General features: G+C 37.7%; 20 protein-coding genes. 6 read left to right on the top strand and 14 right to left on the bottom strand.

All coding sequences use genetic code 11. The annotated features are described in order from the left end of the window. Nucleotides 1-71 precede the first annotated feature (71 nt). From BUC16_RS08185 to BUC16_RS08140, 10 genes are all read right to left on the bottom strand, one after another. Nucleotides 72-1,097, bottom strand: coding sequence for a 2-hydroxyacid dehydrogenase (locus tag BUC16_RS08185; protein WP_073369685.1), 1,026 nt, complete (start codon nucleotides 1,095-1,097; stop codon nucleotides 72-74). A gap of 196 nt (nucleotides 1,098-1,293) precedes the next feature. Further along, nucleotides 1,294-2,313 (bottom strand): GTP 3',8-cyclase MoaA, encoded by a 1,020-nt coding sequence (gene moaA, locus BUC16_RS08180; protein WP_073369683.1) that lies wholly within the window; start codon nucleotides 2,311-2,313, stop codon nucleotides 1,294-1,296. Further along, entirely contained in the window at nucleotides 2,291-3,223 is a 933-nt protein-coding gene (moaCB, locus tag BUC16_RS08175) for a bifunctional molybdenum cofactor biosynthesis protein MoaC/MoaB (RefSeq protein ID WP_262987417.1), read from the bottom strand. The genes moaA and moaCB overlap by 23 nt, the downstream gene beginning before the upstream one ends. 103 nt (nucleotides 3,224-3,326) lie before the next feature. Then, a complete protein-coding gene (locus tag BUC16_RS08170) occupies nucleotides 3,327-3,770 on the bottom strand; it encodes a molybdenum cofactor biosynthesis protein MoaE (RefSeq protein ID WP_073369680.1) in 444 nt (147 codons plus the stop codon). A 200-nt stretch (nucleotides 3,771-3,970) separates the two neighbouring features. Further along, a complete protein-coding gene (locus tag BUC16_RS08165) occupies nucleotides 3,971-5,038 on the bottom strand; it encodes a HesA/MoeB/ThiF family protein (protein ID WP_073369679.1) in 1,068 nt (355 codons plus the stop codon). A gap of 41 nt (nucleotides 5,039-5,079) precedes the next feature. Continuing rightward, the gene (locus tag BUC16_RS08160; protein ID WP_073369677.1) at nucleotides 5,080-5,322 is read right to left on the bottom strand and encodes a MoaD/ThiS family protein; all 243 of its coding nucleotides are present in this window, start codon (nucleotides 5,320-5,322) and stop codon (nucleotides 5,080-5,082) included. Further along, nucleotides 5,319-5,885 carry a molybdenum cofactor guanylyltransferase gene (gene mobA / locus BUC16_RS08155; RefSeq protein WP_073369675.1) on the bottom strand — a complete coding sequence of 189 codons (567 nt, stop codon included), beginning with the start codon at nucleotides 5,883-5,885 and terminating at the stop codon, nucleotides 5,319-5,321. The genes BUC16_RS08160 and mobA overlap by 4 nt, the downstream gene beginning before the upstream one ends. Then, nucleotides 5,885-6,634 (bottom strand): sulfite exporter TauE/SafE family protein, encoded by a 750-nt coding sequence (locus tag BUC16_RS08150; protein ID WP_073369673.1) that lies wholly within the window; start codon nucleotides 6,632-6,634, stop codon nucleotides 5,885-5,887. Before BUC16_RS08150 ends, mobA begins: the two co-directional genes overlap by 1 nt. Further along, entirely contained in the window at nucleotides 6,631-6,960 is a 330-nt protein-coding gene (locus BUC16_RS08145) for a winged helix-turn-helix domain-containing protein (protein WP_073369671.1), read from the bottom strand. Before BUC16_RS08145 ends, BUC16_RS08150 begins: the two co-directional genes overlap by 4 nt. A gap of 176 nt (nucleotides 6,961-7,136) precedes the next feature. After that, nucleotides 7,137-10,055 (bottom strand): PAS domain-containing protein, encoded by a 2,919-nt coding sequence (locus BUC16_RS08140; protein WP_073369670.1) that lies wholly within the window; start codon nucleotides 10,053-10,055, stop codon nucleotides 7,137-7,139. Between the two features lie 488 nt (nucleotides 10,056-10,543). Between BUC16_RS08140 and BUC16_RS08125 the strand changes: the two genes are divergently transcribed. The 3 genes from BUC16_RS08125 to BUC16_RS08115 all read left to right on the top strand — a co-directional run bounded on the left by BUC16_RS08125 (nucleotide 10,544) and on the right by BUC16_RS08115 (nucleotide 14,482). Beyond that, the gene (locus tag BUC16_RS08125; RefSeq protein WP_073369665.1) at nucleotides 10,544-11,038 is read left to right on the top strand and encodes a TlpA family protein disulfide reductase; all 495 of its coding nucleotides are present in this window, start codon (nucleotides 10,544-10,546) and stop codon (nucleotides 11,036-11,038) included. A gap of 137 nt (nucleotides 11,039-11,175) precedes the next feature. Then, complete coding sequence (locus tag BUC16_RS08120; RefSeq protein WP_073369664.1) at nucleotides 11,176-12,633, top strand: PhoX family protein; 1,458 nt, start codon at nucleotides 11,176-11,178, stop codon at nucleotides 12,631-12,633. A gap of 79 nt (nucleotides 12,634-12,712) precedes the next feature. Continuing rightward, entirely contained in the window at nucleotides 12,713-14,482 is a 1,770-nt protein-coding gene (locus tag BUC16_RS08115) for a cytochrome-c peroxidase (RefSeq protein WP_073369662.1), read from the top strand. A 143-nt stretch (nucleotides 14,483-14,625) separates the two neighbouring features. Here BUC16_RS08115 and BUC16_RS08110 read toward each other — a convergent pair whose 3' ends face one another. After that, nucleotides 14,626-15,312 carry a hypothetical protein gene (locus BUC16_RS08110; RefSeq protein WP_141226105.1) on the bottom strand — a complete coding sequence of 229 codons (687 nt, stop codon included), beginning with the start codon at nucleotides 15,310-15,312 and terminating at the stop codon, nucleotides 14,626-14,628. 85 nt (nucleotides 15,313-15,397) lie between these two features. Here BUC16_RS08110 and BUC16_RS08105 point away from each other — a divergent pair, with 85 nt between their 5' ends. Then, the gene (locus tag BUC16_RS08105; protein ID WP_073369658.1) at nucleotides 15,398-16,288 is read left to right on the top strand and encodes an alpha/beta hydrolase; all 891 of its coding nucleotides are present in this window, start codon (nucleotides 15,398-15,400) and stop codon (nucleotides 16,286-16,288) included. Between the two features lie 210 nt (nucleotides 16,289-16,498). Here the strand turns inward: BUC16_RS08105 and BUC16_RS08100 are convergent, their stop codons facing one another. The 3 genes from BUC16_RS08100 to BUC16_RS08090 all read right to left on the bottom strand — a co-directional run bounded on the left by BUC16_RS08100 (nucleotide 16,499) and on the right by BUC16_RS08090 (nucleotide 19,501). Continuing rightward, nucleotides 16,499-16,813: a hypothetical protein gene (locus tag BUC16_RS08100; protein WP_073369656.1), complete on the bottom strand. Its 315-nt coding sequence runs from the start codon at nucleotides 16,811-16,813 to the stop codon at nucleotides 16,499-16,501. A 183-nt stretch (nucleotides 16,814-16,996) separates the two neighbouring features. Further along, on the bottom strand, nucleotides 16,997-18,166 hold the full coding sequence (locus BUC16_RS08095; RefSeq protein ID WP_073369653.1) for a molybdopterin molybdotransferase MoeA: 1,170 nt from the start codon (nucleotides 18,164-18,166) through the stop codon (nucleotides 16,997-16,999). Nucleotides 18,167-18,535: 369 nt separating this feature from the next. After that, nucleotides 18,536-19,501, bottom strand: coding sequence for a DUF438 domain-containing protein (locus BUC16_RS08090; RefSeq protein ID WP_084546126.1), 966 nt, complete (start codon nucleotides 19,499-19,501; stop codon nucleotides 18,536-18,538). 310 nt (nucleotides 19,502-19,811) lie between these two features. Between BUC16_RS08090 and ric the strand changes: the two genes are divergently transcribed. Together ric and BUC16_RS08080 are read left to right on the top strand one after the other, a co-directional pair. Beyond that, nucleotides 19,812-20,543, top strand: coding sequence for an iron-sulfur cluster repair di-iron protein (ric, locus tag BUC16_RS08085; protein ID WP_073369651.1), 732 nt, complete (start codon nucleotides 19,812-19,814; stop codon nucleotides 20,541-20,543). Between the two features lie 43 nt (nucleotides 20,544-20,586). Then, nucleotides 20,587-22,698: a ribonucleoside triphosphate reductase gene (locus tag BUC16_RS08080; protein ID WP_073369649.1), complete on the top strand. Its 2,112-nt coding sequence runs from the start codon at nucleotides 20,587-20,589 to the stop codon at nucleotides 22,696-22,698. The last annotated feature ends 9 nt before the right edge of the window (nucleotides 22,699-22,707 follow it).

Genomic DNA, 22,707 nt, shown 5'->3' with positions numbered 1-22,707 from the left:
ACATTGTATTCCGAAATATATATAAATAAAGGAGCTTCAGTTTGAAGCTCCTTTATTCATTTGCAACACTTTCAAACCAACTGCGAAGCTTTGTTTTCAATTTCCTTATTCTCCAGTAAGACTTGGATATTTCCCAATGTTACCAAAGCAATCTGCGTTAAAGCCTCATTAGTAAAAAATGCCTGATGTGCCGTAACCAAAACATTTGGAAAACTCATCAAACGCTGAATCGCATCATCCTGAATAATATCAGCTGAAAGATCCCTGAAGAAAAGCTTTTCTTCCTGTTCGTATACATCGATTCCCAAATAACCTATTTTTCCTTCTTTCAAACCTTCAATAACCGAAGCCGTTTCTATTAAACCACCACGACTCGTATTGATAATCATTACGTGATCTTTCATCGACGCAATGGATTTTTTATTGACAAGGTGTTTGGTTTGTTCATTCAACGGACAATGCAACGAAATGATTTCCGATTCTTTGAAAATAGCCTCCAATGAAACAAAAGTCACTCCGTCCTTCTCCATTTCGGCATCTGCAACAATATCATAAGCCAAAATATTACAACCAAAACCTTTAACAATCTTGGCAAACGCTTTCCCTATATTTCCTGTTCCAATAATCCCAACTGTCTTTCCGCGTAAATCAAAACCTAGTAATCCGTTTAAAGAAAAATTTTGTTCTCGGACACGATTATAGGCTTTATGTGTTTTACGATTTAAGGTCAAAATCATCGCCATGGCATGTTCTGCAACAGCTTCAGGTGAATAAGCAGGAACTCGGCAAACTTTGATTCCAAATTTTCTAGCGGCTTCCAAATCAACATTATTAAAACCTGCACATCGCAAAGCAATAATTTTCACGTTTTTTTTAGCCAATTTTTTAATTACATATTCATTTACAACATCATTTACAAAAACACAAACAACATCCGTGTCCTGAATTAATTTTGCTGTTTGCTCGTTTAATTGAGTGTCAAAAAAATCTAATTTGTAACCAAAATCAATATTGTGTTTTTCAAAAAAAACTTTGTCGTAAGCCTGGGTTGAAAAAAAAGTAATTTTAGTAATAGTTGATGCTTTCTTCGTAGCCATAAAAATAAGATTGGTTCTTAATAGTTCTAAATTACAAATAACAATTGAACTTAGCATCCTTTATAGACTAAAATTACCTCTAAACCAACTACTCATTGTTCGACAAACCAATTAGATAGACCCTGAGAGCAGGTACATTATATTGTAATTGTAAATTAAAAACTTTTTAAGATTCTAAAAAAAAAAAAAATCCAAATCACCCCCCAATCTTAATCATGCTTCTATTTTGAGAAAACAATTCCGGGTTTTGAAATTTGGCATCGTCATCCATTCCGCCTCTCATGGCGTGTTTGGATTTTATATTTTGAAATATGAGTGGCTCAATGGATTCGCCTGCTCTTAAAGTATCCAACAAAGAAGTTTCTGAATTGGAAAACAAACAGTTTTTCAGTTTCCCATCAGCTGTTAAACGGATACGATTACACGTACTGCAAAACGGATTGGTAACCGAACTAATCACCGAAAAACTTCCTCTGTAAGACTCTATTTTATGGTTTTTAGCCGTATCGTTGGGTTTATCCTGAATGCGTTTTACATTTTCATTGGAATAAAAACTTTCTACTTGCTCCATAATTTCAGCATAGGAAACTAGTTTTTCCTTATTCCATTGGTTGCCGTCAAAAGGCATAAATTCTATGAACCGAATTTGGAGGTTTCGGTCTTTGGTCATTTCGATAAAATCGATAATTTCATTATCATTAAAACCTTTAATCATAACCACATTTAGTTTTACCTGAAACCCATTGGCATCAAGCAAATCTAGATTCTCCCATAGTTTATCGAAATAATTTCTACGGGTAATCGTATTGAATTTATCCTTTTGCAAACTATCAATACTCACATTCAAAGTCGTAATTCCGGCTTCTTTAAAAGTATCTATAAATTCGTGAACCAAAATACCGTTGGTGGTCAAAGTCAGTTCAACGCCTAATTTTCCTAATCGTTGAATGATTTGTTTGGCATCTCTTCGTACCAAAGGTTCTCCTCCAGTTAATCGAATTTTGGTTACACCGAGATTGACAAAAGTTTGGGCAATAGTCACAATTTCATCTGCAGTCATCAGATGCGCTCTTGGCGTGAGCGCAATTCCCTCGGCGGGCATACAATAGGTACATCTCAGATTACAGTGTTCCGTAATCGAAATACGCAAGTAATTGTGTCCTCTGCCGTGAGTATCCTGCATTTGAATTGTTTTATTTTCCGTGGTTGAAACCATTTAGTATTTTGAATAAATGTAATATCGATGGAAAAACAGCGTCCATCGATTCGCTTGCGCCTGCCGTTGAACCCGGCAAAGCCATAATCAAAGTATTTCCTTTGAAACCGACCACAGATCGTGACAACATCGCATAAGGCGTTCTGTCCTGACCATAGGAACGAATCGCTTCTTCAATTCCGGGAATGCGACGATCCAACAATGGAATAACCGCTTCCGGAGTCACATCTCTATTCGATAAACCCGTTCCTCCCGTGATGATGATTAAATCTTTTTTGTTCTCACAAAATTTATTTATCGTCTCTTGAATATCGCTTACCTCATCAGGAATTACCGTATAACTCGATACGCTTAATCCTAGATTTTTTATTTTTTCGGTGATTACTTTTCCTGCTCTGTCTTCTTTTTTTCCAGAAGCTACAGAATCGGAACAAACCATTACAGCAACCGATAAATCCATTTTTTCTTTTACTCCAAAATCTGACTTCCCTCCTTTTTTATGCAATAATTTTATGGTCGAGATCTCTACTTGTTTATCGATGGGTTTCAGCATATCGTACATCGTCAAAGCTACAATTGATGCGCCGTGCATGGCTTCTACCTCAACGCCGGTTCTGTAAATGGCTTTTACGGTAACTTCAATTAAAACCGAATCTTCGAGTAATTCAAATTGAATTCCTGTAAACTCAATTGGCATTGGATGACAATCCGGAATAGAATTCGAAGTGTTTTTTACGGCAAATAATCCTGCTGTTCTCGATACTTCTAATACGTTTCCTTTTGGAACGGTATTGTTTAAAATGGCCTGCATCGTTGCCGGCGAACCCACTTTTACAATAGCCTGAGCCGTTGCAGTGCGTTGGGTAATTATTTTATGTGTTATATCTACCATAGTTATATTTTTTGACACGCAGATGACGCAGATTTGAACAGATTTACACTGATACTCTTAATAAATATTTCAAAATTTCAAAAAAATTCACTTAAATCTGCGTCATCCGCGTGCCATTTTTTTATGTATTTTTTTTCCAGGTATACGATTCGTCTTCAAATATTTCTTTTCCAAAAACGGGTGCTTTTTCCTTGATGGCTTCCACCAAAAACTCTAACGCTTCATAAACCACTTTGCGTCTTGGTGCCGACACAAAAACGAACAAACAAATCTCGCCTGTTTTTACCAAGCCTAAACTGTGGTAAATGTGCAGACAAGTCAAATCATATTTGGCGAAAGCCGACTCACGGATTTCATATAAACTTTGTTCTGCCATTTCTTCGTAAGCGGTATATTCGATGGCTGCCACCGTTTTTCCGTCGATAACATCGGCGCGAACCTGACCCAAAAAGATATTATGCGCACCAATCGCCGTTTTACTTTGGTGTTTGGCAATGGAATTCCCTATGAATTCCGATGTTATTTGTCCTTGAATAAAAGAACTTTTCTTTGGTTTATCTGACATATTCTATTTTTTTTAGATCATCCGCTCTTTACATCAAACTCATTTTTAAGCCACGAATTCACGAATTACTTTCTTTATCTATTTTATTTTGATTTCACTAATCTTAAAAGTCAATTTAAAATTTGTGAAATTGTACAGTATTTTTATTTCATTAACAATTAGTGAATTCGTGGCTAAAACAAACCGCCCTTCTATTGTTTTTATTGTATTTGATTTTTCAAAGATTCAATGCCTCTTCCTAAATGGAAAACGCCAACAAACCCCGATTTTTGAAGATATCTCATAGCAGCCATACTGCGTTGCCCTGTTTGACAAAACACAACAATTTCCTGATTTTTATCTAATTTCTTACTGTATTCTTCCAATTCACTCAACGGAATCTGAATCACATTTTCTCTTTTAAATTCAGGCATTTCATTCAATTCCCGAACGTCAATAACAACCATTCCCGACTGATTGCATTTTTCTAAAAACGCTTCGGGACTTAAATCCTCTTTTGTTTTTTTACTGTTCAAAAGCAGACTTCCGTTTATAAACCCTTTTTCAATCGCTTTTGGATTCTTGGTGAAATCAATGATTTGCGTTTGAAAATGAAGCGCATCATAAATCAATAATTTACCTGACAAAACTTCTCCAATTTCTAAAATTATTTTCAAAACTTCGGTGGCTTGTAAGATACCGAGTGTGTTCGGCAATACTCCCAAAACTCCGGATTCCACACAATTGGGAACCGTTTCCAAACTTTCTTGCTCTGGAAACAAACAACGATAACTTGGACCGTTTTTATAATTGAAAACCGAAAGCTGTCCTTCAAATTTGTAAATCGAAGCATAAACTACCGGAATCTTTTTGACTACAGCCACATCATTTATCAAATAACGAACGGCAAGCGTATCGGTACAATCGACAATAATTTGGTAATCGAAAACAATTTCAAAAGCATTTTGAGTACTAAAAAATTCAGGAAACACATTTACATTTATCTCTGGATTCAGTTCCAAAATCGCTTTTTTGGCTGTTTCCGCTTTGCTGTTTCCGCAGTCTTTCAAAGTATACAGCAATTGACGATGCAAATTGGTTTCCTCTACCACATCTCCATCAACAATTCCGATGGTTCCTACTCCTGCGGCTGCCAAATTTTGCAAAACAGGACAACCCAAACCACCCGCTCCAATTACCAAAACGCTCGCATTTTGTAATTTTAGCTGACCGGATTCCCCTATTTCATCAAGGGCAATTTGTCTGGAATATCTAGTTTTGTTAATCATTTTTACTGTTTCATCAATTCTGCATTCTGAAATCTAAATTTTTATCCTCCAGCAAATGGAGGTAAAAAAGCAACCACATCCTGATCTTTTATAGTGTAATCCAAGCTACTCATCGATTGGTTTATCGCAATGGAATAGTTGGTGTTTTTCAGTTCTTCGTAAGCGGTTTCCATTTTTGATTTCAAAAAAGAGACCGATACTTTACTTTCATCCAAACGAAAAACCTCCTCTTTCTTCTGGGTAATATCAACGAGTAAACCAAAATATTTAAGGGTAATAATCATTTTTGTATTTTTTTATAATCTTCTTCGGTGTTAATATTTTGCAGTTGTTTTTCCCATTTTTCAGGAATAATCAACGTCTGAGGATTCACTTCGGCAATAACATCACGCAATTTCAATTGGTTTCCTGCCATATGCTCACCTAAAAGAGTTCTTAAAGCACGATCATAAACGGCCACCAATGGACTCACTTTATCACCAACCTGAACTTGTGTGACCAAATAACCATCATCGTGATTATCCACCAACCATTTCACCAATTCTGTTGTAATCAAAGGCACATCGACACTCAGCACCAAATTAAATTTGGTTTTTGACTGTTTCAAAGCCGTGTACAAACCACCCACAGGACCTTTATCTGAAATTAAATCTTCAATGCGATTGTATCCAAAAGCATCGTAAGCCGCATTCGAGGAAACCACCACAATATTGTCTCCAAAAATCGGTTTCATTGCCTCATAAATATGTTTTATAAACGGTTTTCCGTTCAGTGGCAACAAACCTTTATCGGTTCCCATACGTTGGCTTTTTCCGCCTGCCAAAATAATTCCCGTGAAATTTTCCATTATGCTGTGGTATATAATTTAACTATTGCAATTCCGATAACCGCCGACAAAACGTAACGCAACGACTTCGAATTAAACTTTGTACTTCCGTAATATGCGCCCAATAATCCGCCGATAAAAACGACTCCAATCAAAACCAACGAAGATTCAGGAAGTGTTCCGCCTTGTGAAACGAATCCAAAAAGACCTGATATCGAGTTGGTCAAAATAAACAAGGCCGACACTGCAGCCGCTTGTTTCATCGTTGCCCAACCGAACAACAGTAAAACAGGGCTCAAAATAATGCCTCCGCCGATGCCCAACAAACCGGACAAAAAACCTATTAAAGCTCCAAATCCTAATGCCAACGGCAGGTTAATTTCGTTAAGCGTATTTTTTTCTTTGCCAAAAAATCCCAGCAATCGCAATACGGCAAAAACCAAAACAGTGGCCAAAATAATTTTATAATAATAAGCGTCAATTTTCAAATAACCGCCCACAAACGAAAACGGAATTGAAGTCAATGCAAAAGGATAAAACAAGTTCCATTTGAAATTTTTCTCCCTGTAATAAAAGTAAAAAGAAACCGATGAAACCAAGATATTCAACACCAAAGCCGTTGGTTTCATATATGTCATCGGGAAGGAAAATGCACTCATCAATGCCAAATAACCGCTGGCTCCGCCGTGTCCGACACTCGCATACAAGAACGCCACTATGGGTAGCAACAGCAACAACAAAGGCATTCCTAACAAATCTGAAACGGTCATAATGCGTATTTTTTAAGTTCGGCGTCCAAAAATTCCCAGCAGGAAGAATTGATTGCCTCAAAAGATTCGATTAACGATTTTCCATACGGAGTCAAAACCGTGCCTCCTCCTTTGTTTCCTCCAATTTGAGTGGCTACAAGCGGTTCTTTCGAGGCTTTATTCGATGCATCAACCAGTTTCCAGGCTTTCTGATAGGAAATATTCATTTCTTTGGCCGCTTTATTCAATGAACCCGTCGCTTCAATTAATTTCAATAATTGAATGCGACCGTCACTAATAATGATGCCTTCCTCGGTTTCAATCCAAATTTTACTTTTGATTCTCAATGGAAATAATTTCGTTATACTTTTGCAAATATAACGAAAGCCTTTTTTACAGAAAAGAGAATTAACGATATTTTTGTTAGAAAATACTATTTTGGGCGTGACCCTGCAGATTTATTAGAAGTTCTTTATTGCAATTTCGAGTCGGAATGTACCTTATATTCAGAAAACACAAACTGTTAAACTGCATTGGGCAATGAAAAATAAAAGCAAGTTCCTTTGCCTACTTCGCTTTCTACCCAAATTTTTCCATTATGCTTTTCGACAAATTCCTGACAAAGTTTCAAACCAAAACCGGTTCCTTTTTCGGCATTGGTTCCAATTGAAGTAAACATTTGTGCTTTATCAAATATCTTTCCGACATCTTTGGGCTCAATTCCCACACCATTGTCTGCAACGGAAATCACGACTTCCTGAGTAGTTTTTTCGGCCGAAAGAGTAATTTTTCCGCCAGTATGAGTAAACTTTATTGCATTCGAAATCAAATTTCGCAACACTGTATCGAGCATATTTTTATCTACATAAACTTCCAATGAATCCTCGCAATGCAATTCAATCGTGATATTTTTGGCATTGGCATTGGCTTGCATTAATTCAACAACATTCAAACAATCGGTTTTAAAATTAATCATTTGGGAATTGAACTCCATTTTTCCCGATTGTGCCGTGGCCCACAACAATACGTCATCCAATAATTTGGAAGTATTTTTTGCCGATTTATAGGCTAAATCGACAATTTCCTCGCTTTCCTCCATTTCCATATTGGACAAATCTGCATGCAAAAGTTCCAGAAGAAGCAAGATATTGTTCACGGGACTTCTTAAATCGTGTCCAAGAATAGAGATAAAACGATCTTTGTCCAGATTCAGTTTTTGAAGCTCCAATTCAACCTGTTTGCGTTCGCTAACATCTTGCATATTGACAAACAAGAAAGGTTTATGATCAACATAATGACGCTCTGCACTAAAAACGATATGCAAATCTGCCCCAGATTTATGACGACTAAGCACTTCCACATTTCGAATAGAACCTTTTCCATTCAAGATTTCAATTACTTTTTCGCGAAACTTTGGATTTTTATATAAATTAAGTTCCAATGTTGTTTTAAATAAAATTTCCTCTTGGCTATAACCAAATATTTTGGAGCTTGTCGCATTGGTTTCCAGAATTTCTCCAGTCTGCTCATCTTGTATGAAAATGGCATTGGGACTTGAATTAAAAGCAAACTCAAATTTTTCTTGGGAAACCCTCAATGCTTCTTCCCCTATCTTGCGATCTGTTATGTCACGGGCAATTCCAAACATTCCAACCGTTTTGCCTTCAGCATCTTTAATTGGACCTTTAGTGGTTAAATAAACAACTTTTCCGAAAGGCCTGGTCAACTGTTCTTCAAAAGTTTGTATCTGGCCTGTTTTCATGATTTCAAGATCTTTCTCCAATATTTTTTTGGCTTCTTCTGGAGGAAAATTATCGCGATTATCTTTCCCTAAAAGTTCTTCAGGTTTTTTATTGGCACTCTTTGCCAATGCAGAATTGACAAACAGGTATCGCCCATCAAGATCCATGGCAAAAACAACATCAGGCAATCCCTCGGTTATACTTTCCAGCAAGAACTTGTTTCGCTGTAAATCGGATTGCACTTTTTTTAGATCGGTAATATCTCGGGCAATTCCGAACATTCCAATAGTTTTGCCTTGTGCATCTTTAATTGGACCTTTGGTGGTCAAAAAAGTAACAATCCCTGAAGATGTCGTCAACTCTTCTTCAAAAGTTTGCATCTCTCCAGTTTCCATAATCTCAAGATCTTTCTCCAATGTTTTTTTGGCTTCTTCTGGAGAATAAATAGTGCTGTTGTCTTTCCCCAAAAACTCTTCTGGAGTTTTATTGACACGATTTGCCACTGCAGAATTGACAAATGTATAACGCGCATTAATATCTTTTGCAAAAATAATATCAGGCAATCCTTCGGTTATGCTTTCCAACAGGAACTTGTTTTGCTGCAAATCGGATTGTGTTTTTTTCAGATCGGTAATATCAAGCTCTAATCCATCCCAGCTAATCGAGCCGTCTTCCATGGGCGTTGGTGTTGACACAAACCTTGAAAAACGACGAGTTCCATCTAGATTCACCATTCTCACTTCACATCTATAAGTCGACAGGTTTTTTTTGGATTCGGCTTCAGCTTCCAATAAAAGCGGAATATCTTCCCTTAGAACCCTACCAAATATAAGTGAGGCATCATTCATCCCTTCTTCGGGAGTATGTCCGTATATTTTTTGGAATGAACCGCTTAAATAAGTAAACTTTCGGTCACCATTATCATAGGTACTAAGGCGGTAAATCATTCCTTCCGGCAAGTTCGTGCTTATCGATGACATAAGTGATTCCTTTTCGAATATTTGCCTGCTTTGAATTAAATTTTCTTTAAGCGTGAAAATCAAGCGATCCGTTAGTTCAGAAACAGTATCAATTATGGTGTCAACTTCCGTACTGTGAAATAATTTGGGTTTAGGAATACTATTGTCTGTATTAATGGAAGACACCCATTTTTTTAATATGGAAAGAGGATTGATGACAACCCTTTTCAAAACAAAAAACAGCAGGATGGCAATGCTTAAAAAAATCACGCATATTTCCAGGACAAACATTTGCTTTAATTCCCCTAAAAATTGTTGCAACGGTTCTTTATTGGAATAAAGAACAACCTTTCCCAATGTTTTTCCTTGGTATAAAATTGGCCTGACAATGGAATCTTGTCTTAAAACAAGTGGTTGATTACCATTTATTGGATTAGTCTTGCCTTTTATGCTTACTACTCCCGCATAAAGATGATTGCTTTGATCTAAAATCTGGATCGAACCAATGTTTTCATCCAATGCTTCAAAATTAATATTTGTTTTAAGCGAAATACTATCGTTATGCAATATTGGATTCACAACAAAGTAAGCTAAACGTTCGCAAGTACGAACGTTATTTTTTTCTAACCGTTGGGTTTCAAATTGAGTTCTGGTATGTACATTGTAAAAATAACGAGCCACATAAACGACACTCAAAGAGATTAAAATATAAGCTAATATTTGATTGGAAATTGATTTCATTGTAAATTCAAATTTTTATGCCTCGTTTGGGGGTAATCATCAAAAAACTCAATTCGAATATACATTTTTTTGTGTAGTAAAATGCAACAAAAAAGCAGTAAGGGTCATAACTGTTTAAATTATTCATTTTCTTGAGAAAATATTTATCAAAATCACTGTTCGCCATATTGGTTGCTTTATTCAATAAGTCTGTGGCGTCAATCCATTTCAATGAAATAATTTCGTTGTGTTTTAACAAACATAACAAAATGCTTTTTTTCACAGAGAGAAATGACTCTTTTTCCTCTGGATCTTACTTGAACTAAAAATAGAAAAGACAAAAAATCACTAAATAAATCGAAAATCATATTTACAATTTGTAATAATATATCTATATATTTGAAAGAAAATAAAGTGTCCGTTATCATATCTATCTGTCTAGAGCCGTTGGCTCCTATCATTTTGTAAAGCTGAACTATATATGGCCCAGTTAATTTAAAACCATAAAAATGAAAAACACCTTACTACTCTTGGCCTGTTTGTTTGCCATAAATACCTTTTCGCAAGACAAAAAAATTTGGGCAAAATCGATTATCAATCAAAAAGCGCCGAAACTGGTGGTCGAAAAATGGCTTTCAGGCAAACCCGACACCAAAGGAAAATTTGTGCTCATCGATTTTTGGGCGACTTGGTGTGGCCCGTGCAAAAGAGCCATTCCCGAATTGAACCAATTTAAAGCAGAATTTGAAAATGATTTAATCGTTATAGGCATCAGCGACGAAACACCAGAAAAAGTACGAAGTCTTGCCAATCCCAAAATAGAATATTACAGCGCCATAGACACGCAAAGAACCATGTATGACAAGCTGGAAGTACAAGGCATTCCACATTGCATTTTGATAGATCCCAATGGAATTGTGCGTTGGGAAGGTTATCCAATATTACACGGTTATGAGCTGACTTCGGAAGTAATCAAAGGCATTATTGAAAAGTACAAACAATAAAACAACCCTTAGTATGTAAATTAATTGTTTATTCTGCCGAAGAATCTCCCCTTAATGGTAGTCTTTTGGTAATATACAATTCATTTTAAGTTTAAATGTTGCGCATTCCTTTGTACGGAATTTAAAACTAAACTAAAATGAAAAGAATTATTTTACCAATGTTGTTTTTGGCAACACTGATTTCTTGCGAGAACAATGATAAATCTGGAAGCGATGCAGTTGCCAAAACCGATGTTGTATTGGCCAATCAATCGGTAACACCCGTTTTACTAAAAAAACAAACTGGTTTTGAAAACCTGGAATTATTTTCGCTGCTGACTTCGGATGATGTTTTGGCACAGAGTCCAAGTTATATTTTTGGAGGTTCTGCAGATGGTTCCGGTTTATTGAAAAACACAGATGGAACTTTTACTTTTTTGGTGAACAACGAAGACAATTTTGCGGTTTCAAGAATCACTTTAGACAAAACTTTCAAACCCGTAAAAGGAGAATATTTATTGAATTCCAACGGAGGAACTTGGAGATTGTGCAGTGCTACAATGGTTACGCCTGCCGAACACGGTTTTGGTCCTTTATATCTAACAAGTGGAGAATCTGGTGAAGAATCTCGCACGCACGGAGTGAATCCTTATGCCAATGTTGGAGGAGCATCAGTTACCAAAGAATTACCGGGATTAGGCAGAATAAGTGCAGAAAATGCCGTGCCTTTGCACAAATCGGCTTATTCCGGAAAAACCGTTATTGTTATTGGCGATGACGATTCAGGAACTTATGGCGGACAAGTTTTCATGTATGTGTCCAATACCGTGGGCGATCTTGAAAACGGTTCGTTGTACATGATGAAAAGAAATGACGACAACCAAATAGAGAAAAACATGGTTACGGGAAAAACCTATCCTGTTTCTTTCGTGAAAGTTGAAAATCACACTACAATGACTGGTGCCCAAATCAATGCTTCGGTGAATACGCTTAAAGCCATCAAATTTGGCAGAGTGGAAGATTTGGATTACCGAAAAGGAGGAAATGATGCCGATCGCGAACTTTATTTTAACGTAACGGGGCAAGCTCTTTCTGGAGCCAATGCCGATGCTTCAAGAACTAAATACGGTAGAGTTTACAAGTTGAATTTAGACTCAGCAAATCCATTGACCGGAAATTTGGAAGTGATTCTTGACGGAGATGATCGCACGGGAATTGCCGGAAAATTCCAAAATCCGGACAACATTTGCGTAACCAAAAACTATGTTTACATTCAGGAAGATTCTAATGTTTATGGAGACGAAACCCACGATGCCTACATTTATCAATATGACATTGCCAAAAAACAACTGAAAGTGGTTGTCGAATTAGACCACCGTCGTACGGCTGCCGATGCTGCCAAATACAACGTGGGAGGAAATTCTGCTTTCGGATCATGGGAATACGGCGCTTTAATCGATGTTTCAGAGCAAGTAGGAATCGAAGACACATTTATGTTGAGCGTACAACCTCATACCTGGAATGGAGACAAATACAAAGGTGTTGACGGAGGTACTCTTCGCACATCTGAAAAACAAGCCAGCCAAATTGTTGTCATCAAAGGATTGGCCAGATAAATCATCTTACTAATGCACAAAGTCCACGGTTCTATTATGGAATCGTGGTTTTTGTTTTTATAATCAAGTTCTATTTTAAATGAAAAATTTTTATTTTTTGCCCCTATTTTTACTCTTGTTTTCTTGTGCCGATATCAAACCCACAACAGAACTAACCAACGATTTGTTTAAAGCCGACATTGCTCTTTTGAAAAAAGAAGCTGTCGAACTGGAACGCCTGGTTCAAACGGAAGCAGCTCCAAATAAAATTCAAAAGCAGTTTTTAAAATCGCGTGAAGCCTATAAAAAAGTGGAAATTCTAAGCGAATATTATTTTCCAATGGTTTCCAAAGCCATCAACGGTCCCGCTTTGGATGAATACGAAATTGACGAAGGCATCACCGTTGCCCCGGAAGGTTTTCAGGTAATCGAAGAATTCATTTTTCCGAAATACAGTCAAAAAGACAAATCGGAATTGTTGAATCAATTGGGGATTCTTAAAGCCAATTTGAATCGGCTGGACTTGGTTTCGCAAACGAATACCTTGACCGATTCCCATATTTTTGACGCCATCCGACTGGAAATTTTTAGAATCGTGACCATGGGAATTACCGGTTTCGATTCTCCCATTGCCCAAAACTCCATTCCTGAAACCTTGGCTTCCTTGGAAAGCATCGAATCCTATTGTAAAATTTACAGTTCCGAATCGAATGCGTTAGAAACCATTTTGAAAACCATCGAAAAAGGAAAAAAATATGTACAGCAACATCAAGATTTCAATTCTTTTGACAGGGCGTATTTCATCAAGGAAATTGCCAATCCGTTGAGCAAAAGCATTTATCAAGCCCAAACAAAACTGCAAATTCCATTCTTGAAAGATGCAAGAGGTTTGAAATCAACGGCGCAAACACTTTTCGAAAAAGACGCTTTTGATGCCGAAGCTTTCTCGGGATTTCCGGATTACAAAACCACTCCCGAAAAAATAAAATTGGGACAAGAACTATTCAATGACCCCATTTTATCCGGAGACAACAGCCGTTCTTGCGCTTCCTGCCATCATTCGGACAAAGCGTTTACCGATGACCAAGAAAAAGCAATAACGATAGACGGAAAATCTTTGGTAAAAAGAAACACGCCAACCTTGTCCAACATCGCTTTTCAACGCGCTTTTTTCTCGGATTCACGCGTGAGTTATCTCGAAGACCAAGCCGTTGCCGTTATCACGAACGAAAACGAAATGCACGGTTCGCTCGAAAAATCAGCCATTGCCTTGAAAAAAAACAAAGAATATGTGGCCAAATTCAAGACCGCATTCCCGAACAAGGAAATCGATGCCTTTGCCATAAAAAATGTCTTGGCTTCTTACATTCGTTCCCTGAGTGGGTACGATGCCAAGTTCGACGGCTATATGCGTGACGAGGTTGAATTTACAAACGACGAAAAAGCAGGTTTCAATTTATTTGCCGGCAAAGCCAAATGTGCGACTTGCCATTTCATCCCGTTGACCAATGGAACGGTTCCTCCCAATTACACCAAATCCGAAAGTGAAGTACTTGGCGTGCCTAATAAACAAAATAAATTAGATACCGATTTAGGTAAATTTGAATTGACAAAAGCCGAAATCCACAAAAACTCTTTCAAAACGCCCACCATCCGAAACATAACTTTGACCGCACCTTACATGCACAACGGAGTTTTTAAAACCTTGGAGGAAGTCATCGATTTTTACAACGAAGGCGGCGGAAAAGGCTTAGGCTTTTCATTGAAAAACCAAACCTTGCCCGAAGAAAAATTGAATTTAACCGAGCCAGAAAAAAAACAACTCATTGCTTTCATGAAAACCTTGACGGACAAGAAATTCAATTATTAATTTTTCGATATTATTAAAGAAACTGGGCTTTTATTAGCCCTTTTTTATTGGGCGTGACCCTGCGGGTCGGGCTATTCGCTGCAATCTCCCGATAAAAATCGGGATGATTTCCACTGCTATCCCTCACGCGGTAGTAGAGTAAATTATATACTAGGCATAATATTTAATCCTATTTGTTTTTCTATTAACAGTTTTTGTACCTCTGTTAATGTTGGAATTACATTTTCTAAAAAATTCATTGGATGAACTCTATTTTTTAAAGCTTCAATAAATTTTTTATGATCTTCTCTAAATTCTGAATGCGCATCAATTATTTCCTTATTATATTTAAATTCAAGAATTTTCCATATTTGTTGTAATAATTCATAAATAGCCAATCTCTCATATTCTGAATTAGGAACAGCTTGACCTTTCAATGCAACCCACCAAGGTTTCCACTTTTTATCTCCTTCTCTATTTGAATGTGCAAGTTGTTTATTTCTTGATGTTCTTATTCCTGGATACTTATTGATGTAATCTATAATGGGAACAAAAACACCATATGTTTCCGGGTCAATTTTCTTGAATTCTCTAAACTCATCTAAAAGTTTACAGATTTGCATATCTTCCCATTTTCTTAATTCTCTTAAAACTACACTTTCAACTGGAATTCGTAGTATATCTAATTCATTGTGCAATTGATTCATTTCATAAGATATACTATTTATTATATACAATGATTCCTTTAGTTTATTGACATCAACCATTTTAATTTTTTTTTTACCAAATATATCTGTTTTTAACTTGGTCTCAAAATTTCGAGTTAGCGCAAACAATAAATTTAAATTCAACAATATAAATTAAAACATCTTTTAAATTTTTGAAGCTATTTTTTATATATTTTTGAAAGAATATATCACTATTAAACCAACCCATATGAAAAAAACCGCACTCCTTTTCTCCATTTTATTACTATTAAACTGCACTTATTTATTGGCTCAAACCAATCCGGAAACGCCTTTATATCCCAACGGCATCGAGAAAAACCCAATAAGCCATCCCAATCCAGAAACCGTGGTGGATTCCGTGATTAATCCGCTTTCTTTATCCCACAAGAACAGGGTTATCAGCAATATTTCCATTCCAACCTATCAATTATTCCCAGCTTCTGAAACCAATAACAAACATATTGGAGTCGTAATACTCCCAGGCGGTGGATTCACTACCAATTGGGTTGACAAAGAGGGAACAGATTTGGCCATTTGGCTTTCCGGACAAGGCATCAATTGTATGGTCGTGAAATACAGAACCAACAGAAAAGATCAGAAAGGAGAAATGATTATCCCTATGGATGACTACAAAGGCGCTGTTTATCAGGATGTCAGAGCGGGTATACTGAAAATGAAAGAATTAGCCAAAAGCCTAAAAATTGACTCAGACAAAATTGGGATTCTGGGCTTTTCTGCCGGAGGCTGGTTAAGCGGAAACATTGCCATCAAATCGACCGAAAGCAAAGAGCCTGTAAACTGGAAACCTGCATTTGTTGGCTTAATCTATTACGGAAACACTTTGAGCAACATCAAAAAAATTGACAATTTAGCCGCATTGCCCCCCGTTTTTATGGCTATTGCACGTGATGACAAAAAAATGCCCATGAAAGAAATAATTCCCGGTTTGGCTGCCGTCGCTGCCGAAGTCAATCATTCGGAATTGCACATTTATTCCCAAGGCGATCACGGTTTTGGATTGGGTTATGACAAAGGACATTCGGTTTCCCAATGGAAAGACAGTTTCTACAGCTGGTTGTTGGATATTTACAACAAATAACCCGATTCCATTTGCAGTAAATGGCACACGGATGACGCGAATTTAGCTGATTATCGCTGATTTTTCTGCAAGTTACACAATCAATAATCTAAAAGTTACAGACTAACCCATTTTAATCCGCGTCATCCGCGTCCTGATTTAAACCCGATTAAAAAAAAAAGACTGTTCATTTTTTGAACAGTCTTTTTTTTATGTCTTTACGAAATTGGCTTATGCCGCAAACAAGTTTGGTTTTAGGAAATCATATAAAATTTGGTCGTAAGGATTCAAATCGCCTATTGTTATTTCTGAACCAGCATCAAACGCAATGTGATTGTGTTTCCTGAACAAGTAAATTTCTCTTAAACAATTCGACAAACTTTGGTGAATTTCTGTCGTAAAAAGTGGCACTTGATTGGCTCCTTTATCACCAACATACAAAAAAAGCTCGTAATTAGAACTCGTTTTCGACAAATTGCCTCCGTTAATTTTTATGGTTAATGTTGTCGATTTTCCATTTTTTTTACCTTGATACTGTACTATCATACTGATTGATTTTAAAAGGTTATAAATTAAATTTTATAGTCACAATTATTTTCTATTTGCTAAATGCTAAGTTATGACTAAAATTATAAAAAAATAAATAATTTTCTTTAAATTACTGAGACTAGAACGAAATTGCCAAAACGATTGCGAGTTTTGTTACGTCTTTGTCAAAGATTACATTCCTTACAACAAATACACTTCCACTTTGTCGCCTTTCTTCAATTCATAAGTTCCATCGGGCACATAAACCAAGCCGTTGGAAACCGCGAAAGAATTCAGCATCGAGGAAGCTTGGTGCGATAACACATTCGCTTCATCATCAACAATATTGGCTTTCAAAAACTGGCTGCGGGTATTTCGAACCGAATAATCGTGGGCAATCGAAATCGGTTTGGACTGATTGTAATTAGGCGCTTTCCCCGAAAGTATCGAAAGTGTCGGCAACACGTACACATAAAAACAAGTCAATGCGGCGGCTGGATTTCCGGGCAAGGCAAAAACTATTTTGTTTTTGGTTTTCCCGGCAAACAAGGGTTTTCCCGGTTTTTGGTTGACTTTATAAAACAGTTTTTCCACCTCCAATTCTCTTAAAGCCCGTGCCACGAAATCATAATCTCCCACGGATATTCCGCCGGAAACCAAGACTACCTCATTCGCCGACAAGGCTTCTGCCAATTTGTTCTTGGTATTTTCAAAATCATCGTTGACTTCATACAAATTAACATTTTCAAAATAAGCTTCCTTCAAGGCCGATTCCAGCATAATGCCGTTGCTTTCATATACTTTTCCGTATTCCAAGGATTCTCCAGGTTTGACCAATTCGTTTCCGGTCACGACAATCCCCACATTGGGTTTCTTGTAAACCTTGGCCGAAGTGAATCCCAAACCTGCCAAAAATCCGATGGCGGCAGCGTTGAGCAAGGTTCCTTTTTCCAAAGCCAATTCACCAACGGAAATTTGTTCGCCAACGGGTCTTACATTGGTTTCCGCCTTAACTGGTTCTTGAAGATGCAATCGATCGTCTTTTTCCGAAACCTTTTCGATTTGAATCACCGCTTGCGCCGAATCTGGAACGGCAGCTCCCGTGAATATTTTCAGGGCTTGACCTGGCAATAAATTCACCAAATGGGAATCTCCCGCCTTTATTTCGCCTATGATTTCATACTCCAAACCCTCAAAAAGGCAAAGCGCATAACCATCCATCGCCGATTGCCGGAACGGTGGCATATTGATGGGAGAGAAAATGTCGTCTGCCAAAACATGTTTTCGGGCTTGAATCAACGAATATTCCACTTGCTGGAGTGGCGGCAAATTATTTTGTAAAATGGAGAAAGCCTCTTGAACTGAAATCATGTGATTTTGTATTTAAAACCCAAAAATACAATTCAAAATTCATTTATTGGCAGCCTAAATAAAAAAGACTGCGATAAAAATACCACAGCCTCTTTCGTTTGAATTAGTTAACTCTTTTACTACTATTCTAAGTTCGATTAATCAAAAGATGAGATGATGCCATTTGTTATAAATGGCACGCAGTTGACACGGATTTTAGCTGATTATCGCTGATTTTTTTTTAATTGAATAATCAATAATCTAAAAATTGAAACTTAACCCATTATTAATCTGTGTAAATCTGCAAACCCGAGACCAAAGGTCGAACTGGCGAAACAATCCGTGTCATCCGTGTCCCAATTTAGTATTAATCAACTTCAGGCTTCTATCCTATTCCCAATCCAACAATCGTTTTTCGCCTTCAATTTTCTTGATGTCGGTGATGTCTTGCGAGATTTCAATCACGCCTTTGTAGTTTTTGTCGGCATCTCTCACGGCAAAATAACGAATGTAAATCAATCTTTCCTTGAAATTAATCCAAAACGAGGATTCGCTTTTGGTTCCTTTCCTGAACTCTTCCAAAATTTTCAGCACCGTTCCCACACTTTTTGGAGGATGGCAAAATTTTACTTCACGACCAATGATTCCGGCACTTCTAGGAAAAACACGTTCGTCACCACGGTTGTAAAAAATCACTTTGTCGTTTTCATCCACATAGGTCAAATCCAAGGGCATTGTTCTAAAAAGCAAATTTACCTGCTCCACCGTCATGTAGCCTTCGTCATAATGCGAGGTGTTTTCAAGCGAAAAAGTCATTTCCCTTTTGGTAAAATCTTCGCTTGGGTGAACGTATTCCACGGCAGGAAAAGGAGTCGGGGTTTCAGGCAACATCCAACCTATTTCCTCCTCGCCTTTTCGCATCGAAATCCAATCTTCTTCTGCCAGTAAATTCAAGGAATTGGGAAACAAAACCATATCTTCGGTATTCATCAATCGATTAATTCCATCGACCAAAAATGGGGTATCCGAATTAATCTTGTCAAATTCCTTGGCATCCATATTCTTGCGCAACAATCGAAATTGTTCCCTCAAGTTGTCGTGAAAAGACCACATTCCTTGTGAAGGCCCATTCCATCCTTTCTTTTCCAAAAAAGGGAAAAGTTGGTTTTCTTTTCGGGCAAATCGTTTTTCTATGGTTTGTAGTTGGTTGAAAATATTCGTGTATTTCTGCAATTCGGCTTTGGCATCCACCGCCAGCAATTCTCCCAAAAGTGAATTGATAATTTCTTTTTCCTGGTAATAAACACTCACCGGATGTCCTTCGGGAAGTTTCATTGTATTTAAGGTATCGCTCATTATTAGGTCTATTTTATTTTCAATGTTCAATACCGCAAATTTCGTTTCAAAATATCGGGTTGCGTATGATTCCAATCATACTTAAAAAAATGTTTTTTCCATAAAATTGCAGTATAAAAGCCCTCCTTAAAGGACTTCCTTGCCCCTCATTTTTTTGTCAACAGCTGTTGATAAGAAAATGATAATAAATTTCAAATATGATATAAATCATATAAAGTACAATTGAAAACTTGTAAAATTATAGTCTGTAAAATAGAGGCAAATACGACTGTAACCAACTATTATTTAACCTCTTAAAAAAACAACAAAGATGGAAACATTAGAAAAAAACACGATTGGAGAATTTGTTGCAAAAGATTTCAGGACAGCAGCCATCTTCTCGAGACATGGAATTGATTTTTGCTGCAAAGGACACCGAACCATCGAAGAAGTGTGCCAGATAAAAAAAATAAACGAAGCGGATTTATTGGAAGAATTGGAGAGCGTCATGGATTCAAAAAACGACTATGGTATAGATTTCAATTCTTGGCCATTGGATTTATTGGTGGTCTATATCGAGAAAACACACCATCGTTATGTTGAAGAAAAAACTCCAATACTACTCCAGTTTTTGGACAAATTATGCAGCGTACACGGAAGCGGCCATCCTGAATTGTTCCAAATCAACGAACTGTTCACGGGATGCGCAGGAGAATTGGCACAGCACATGAAAAAAGAAGAATTGATTTTGTTCCCATTCGTCAAAAAAATGATGGACGCCACAAAAAGTCACGATTCCGTTGAGCCTCCCCATTTTGGAACCGTGAACAATCCCATCGCCATGATGATGGAAGAACACGATAATGAAGGCGAACGTTTTAGAACCATTGCGGCTTTGGCCAATAATTACACGCCGCCGGCAGATGCCTGCAATACTTATAGAGTAGCGTTTGCCATGCTGGAAGAATTCGAGCAAGATTTACACAAACACATCCATTTGGAAAACAACATTTTGTTTCCAAAAGCAAAAGCCTTGGAGAAATTTTTCTCGGACAAGGAATAAGAACAATTAAAAAACTATCTAAAACCTCCTAATCATTATTACCATGGAAAAGTACGTCATCAAAAGAAACGGGGACTATAAACCGTTTGAAAGTTTTAAAATAGAAGATGCTATCGCAAAAAGCTTCAGCAGCGTCGCCATACCAATTGATGAAAGTATTTTTGAAAACGTAATCAAGGGATTGCAAGTCAAGGACACGTGGGCGGTGGAAGAAATCCAGGATTTAATCGAGAAAAACCTCTTCGAAAAAGAGTATTTCGAGGTGATGCGTTCCTTTATGCTGTACCGTCACACGCGTAAATTGCAGCGGGAACACGTCGAAGGCTTGAACGAAGACACCACTTATGTCGATAGCACGCAGACTATCCGGGAATATGTGGAACAAACGGATTGGCGCATCAATGCCAATGCAAATACCTCTTATTCCAATGCTGGTTTGGTCAACAATGTGGCCGGAAAAATCATTGCCAATTATTGGTTGGACAAAGTGTACACCAAAGAAGAAGGTTATGCGCATAGAAATGGCGACATCCACATTCACGATTTGGATTGCTTGACTGGATATTGCGCGGGTTGGAGTTTGCGTGTTTTGCTCAACGAAGGTTTTAATGGCGTGAGAGGCCGTGTGGAAAGCAAAGCTCCTTCTCATTTCAGGGAAGCCTTGGGACAAATGGCGAATTTCTTGGGAATTCTGCAAAGCGAATGGGCTGGTGCGCAAGCCTTCAGTTCGTTCGACACCTATTTGGCTCCTTATGTTTTCAAGGACGATTTGTCTTTTGACGATGTCTTGAAAGCCGTCCGAAGTTTTGTTTACAATTTGAATGTTCCCGCTCGTTGGGGGCAATCGCCTTTCACAAATATTACCTTGGACTGGATTGTTCCCGAAGATTTGAAAACCCAAATCCCGACGAAAAACGATTTGCATTTCTTCGAAAATAATTTCAATTACGACCTTTTGGTTAGAGCCCAAGAACGTGGCGTTGGCAAAGTAACCGATTTACGTTACGAGCATTTTCAAAAGGAAATGAACCTCATCAACAAAGCGTATTATACCGTAATGACCGAGGGCGATGCCAACGGACAGCCTTTCACCTTCCCGATTCCAACGGTGAATATTACCGAAGAATTTGACTGGGATGGTGAAAACACCGACCTGCTTTTCGAAAATACGGCAAAAATTGGTTCTTCTTATTTCCAGAATTTCATTGGAAGCCAATACAATTTGGATGAAGACGGTCATAAAGTCGAAAATCCAAATGCCTACAAACCCAATGCCGTTCGCAGCATGTGCTGTCGTTTGCAACTCGATTTGCGCGAATTGCTGAAACGTGGAAACGGTCTTTTTGGAAGTGCCGAAATGACGGGAAGCATTGGAGTCGTTACCATCAACATGGCGCGATTGGGCTATTTATACCGAGGAAACGAAGCCGAATTATACAAACAACTGGACAAATTATTATACATAGCCAAATCGACTTTGGAGAAAAAACGCGTGTTCATCCAGGAAATGTACGACCGAGGTTTGTATCCGTACACCAAACGTTATTTGCAACATTTCAGAAATCACTTTTCGACCATTGGCGTAAACGGAATCAACGAAATGATCGTCAATTTTACGGACAAACAGGACACGGTAACTTCATCGACAGGAATTGAATTTGCTGCTGCCATTTTGGACCATATTCGCGGTCGAATGAAAGAATTCCAGGAAGAAACTGGAAATTTATACAATCTCGAAGCCACACCGGCCGAAGGAACCACCTATCGTTTTGCCAAAGAAGACAAAAAACGTTTTCCCCATATTTTCCAAGCCGGACAAGAAGACAATATTTATTACACCAATAGTTCCCAAATTCCGGTGGATCATACCGAAGACCCATTTGAAGCCTTGATTTTGCAGGACGAATTGCAATGCAAATACACCGGAGGAACCGTTTTGCACTTGTACATGAGCGAGAAAATCAGTTCGCCTGAAGCTTGTAAACAGTTTGTCAAAAAAGTGTTGTCGAGCTTCAAATTGCCTTATATCACGGTAACACCGGTATTCAGCGTTTGTCCCGTTCACGGTTATTTGAACGGCGAACACGAGTTTTGTCCAAAATGTGATGACACTTTAATCAAACAGGACGAAAAAAACTTAAAAACGATCAATTAACAATAACGA

It is taken from the genome of Flavobacterium fluvii, from assembly GCF_900129545.1.
In the GTDB taxonomy this organism is placed as follows: domain Bacteria; phylum Bacteroidota; class Bacteroidia; order Flavobacteriales; family Flavobacteriaceae; genus Flavobacterium; species Flavobacterium fluvii.
Note: the sequence above shows the minus strand (reverse complement) of the source record. Positions and strands in the feature narration are given on the sequence as shown.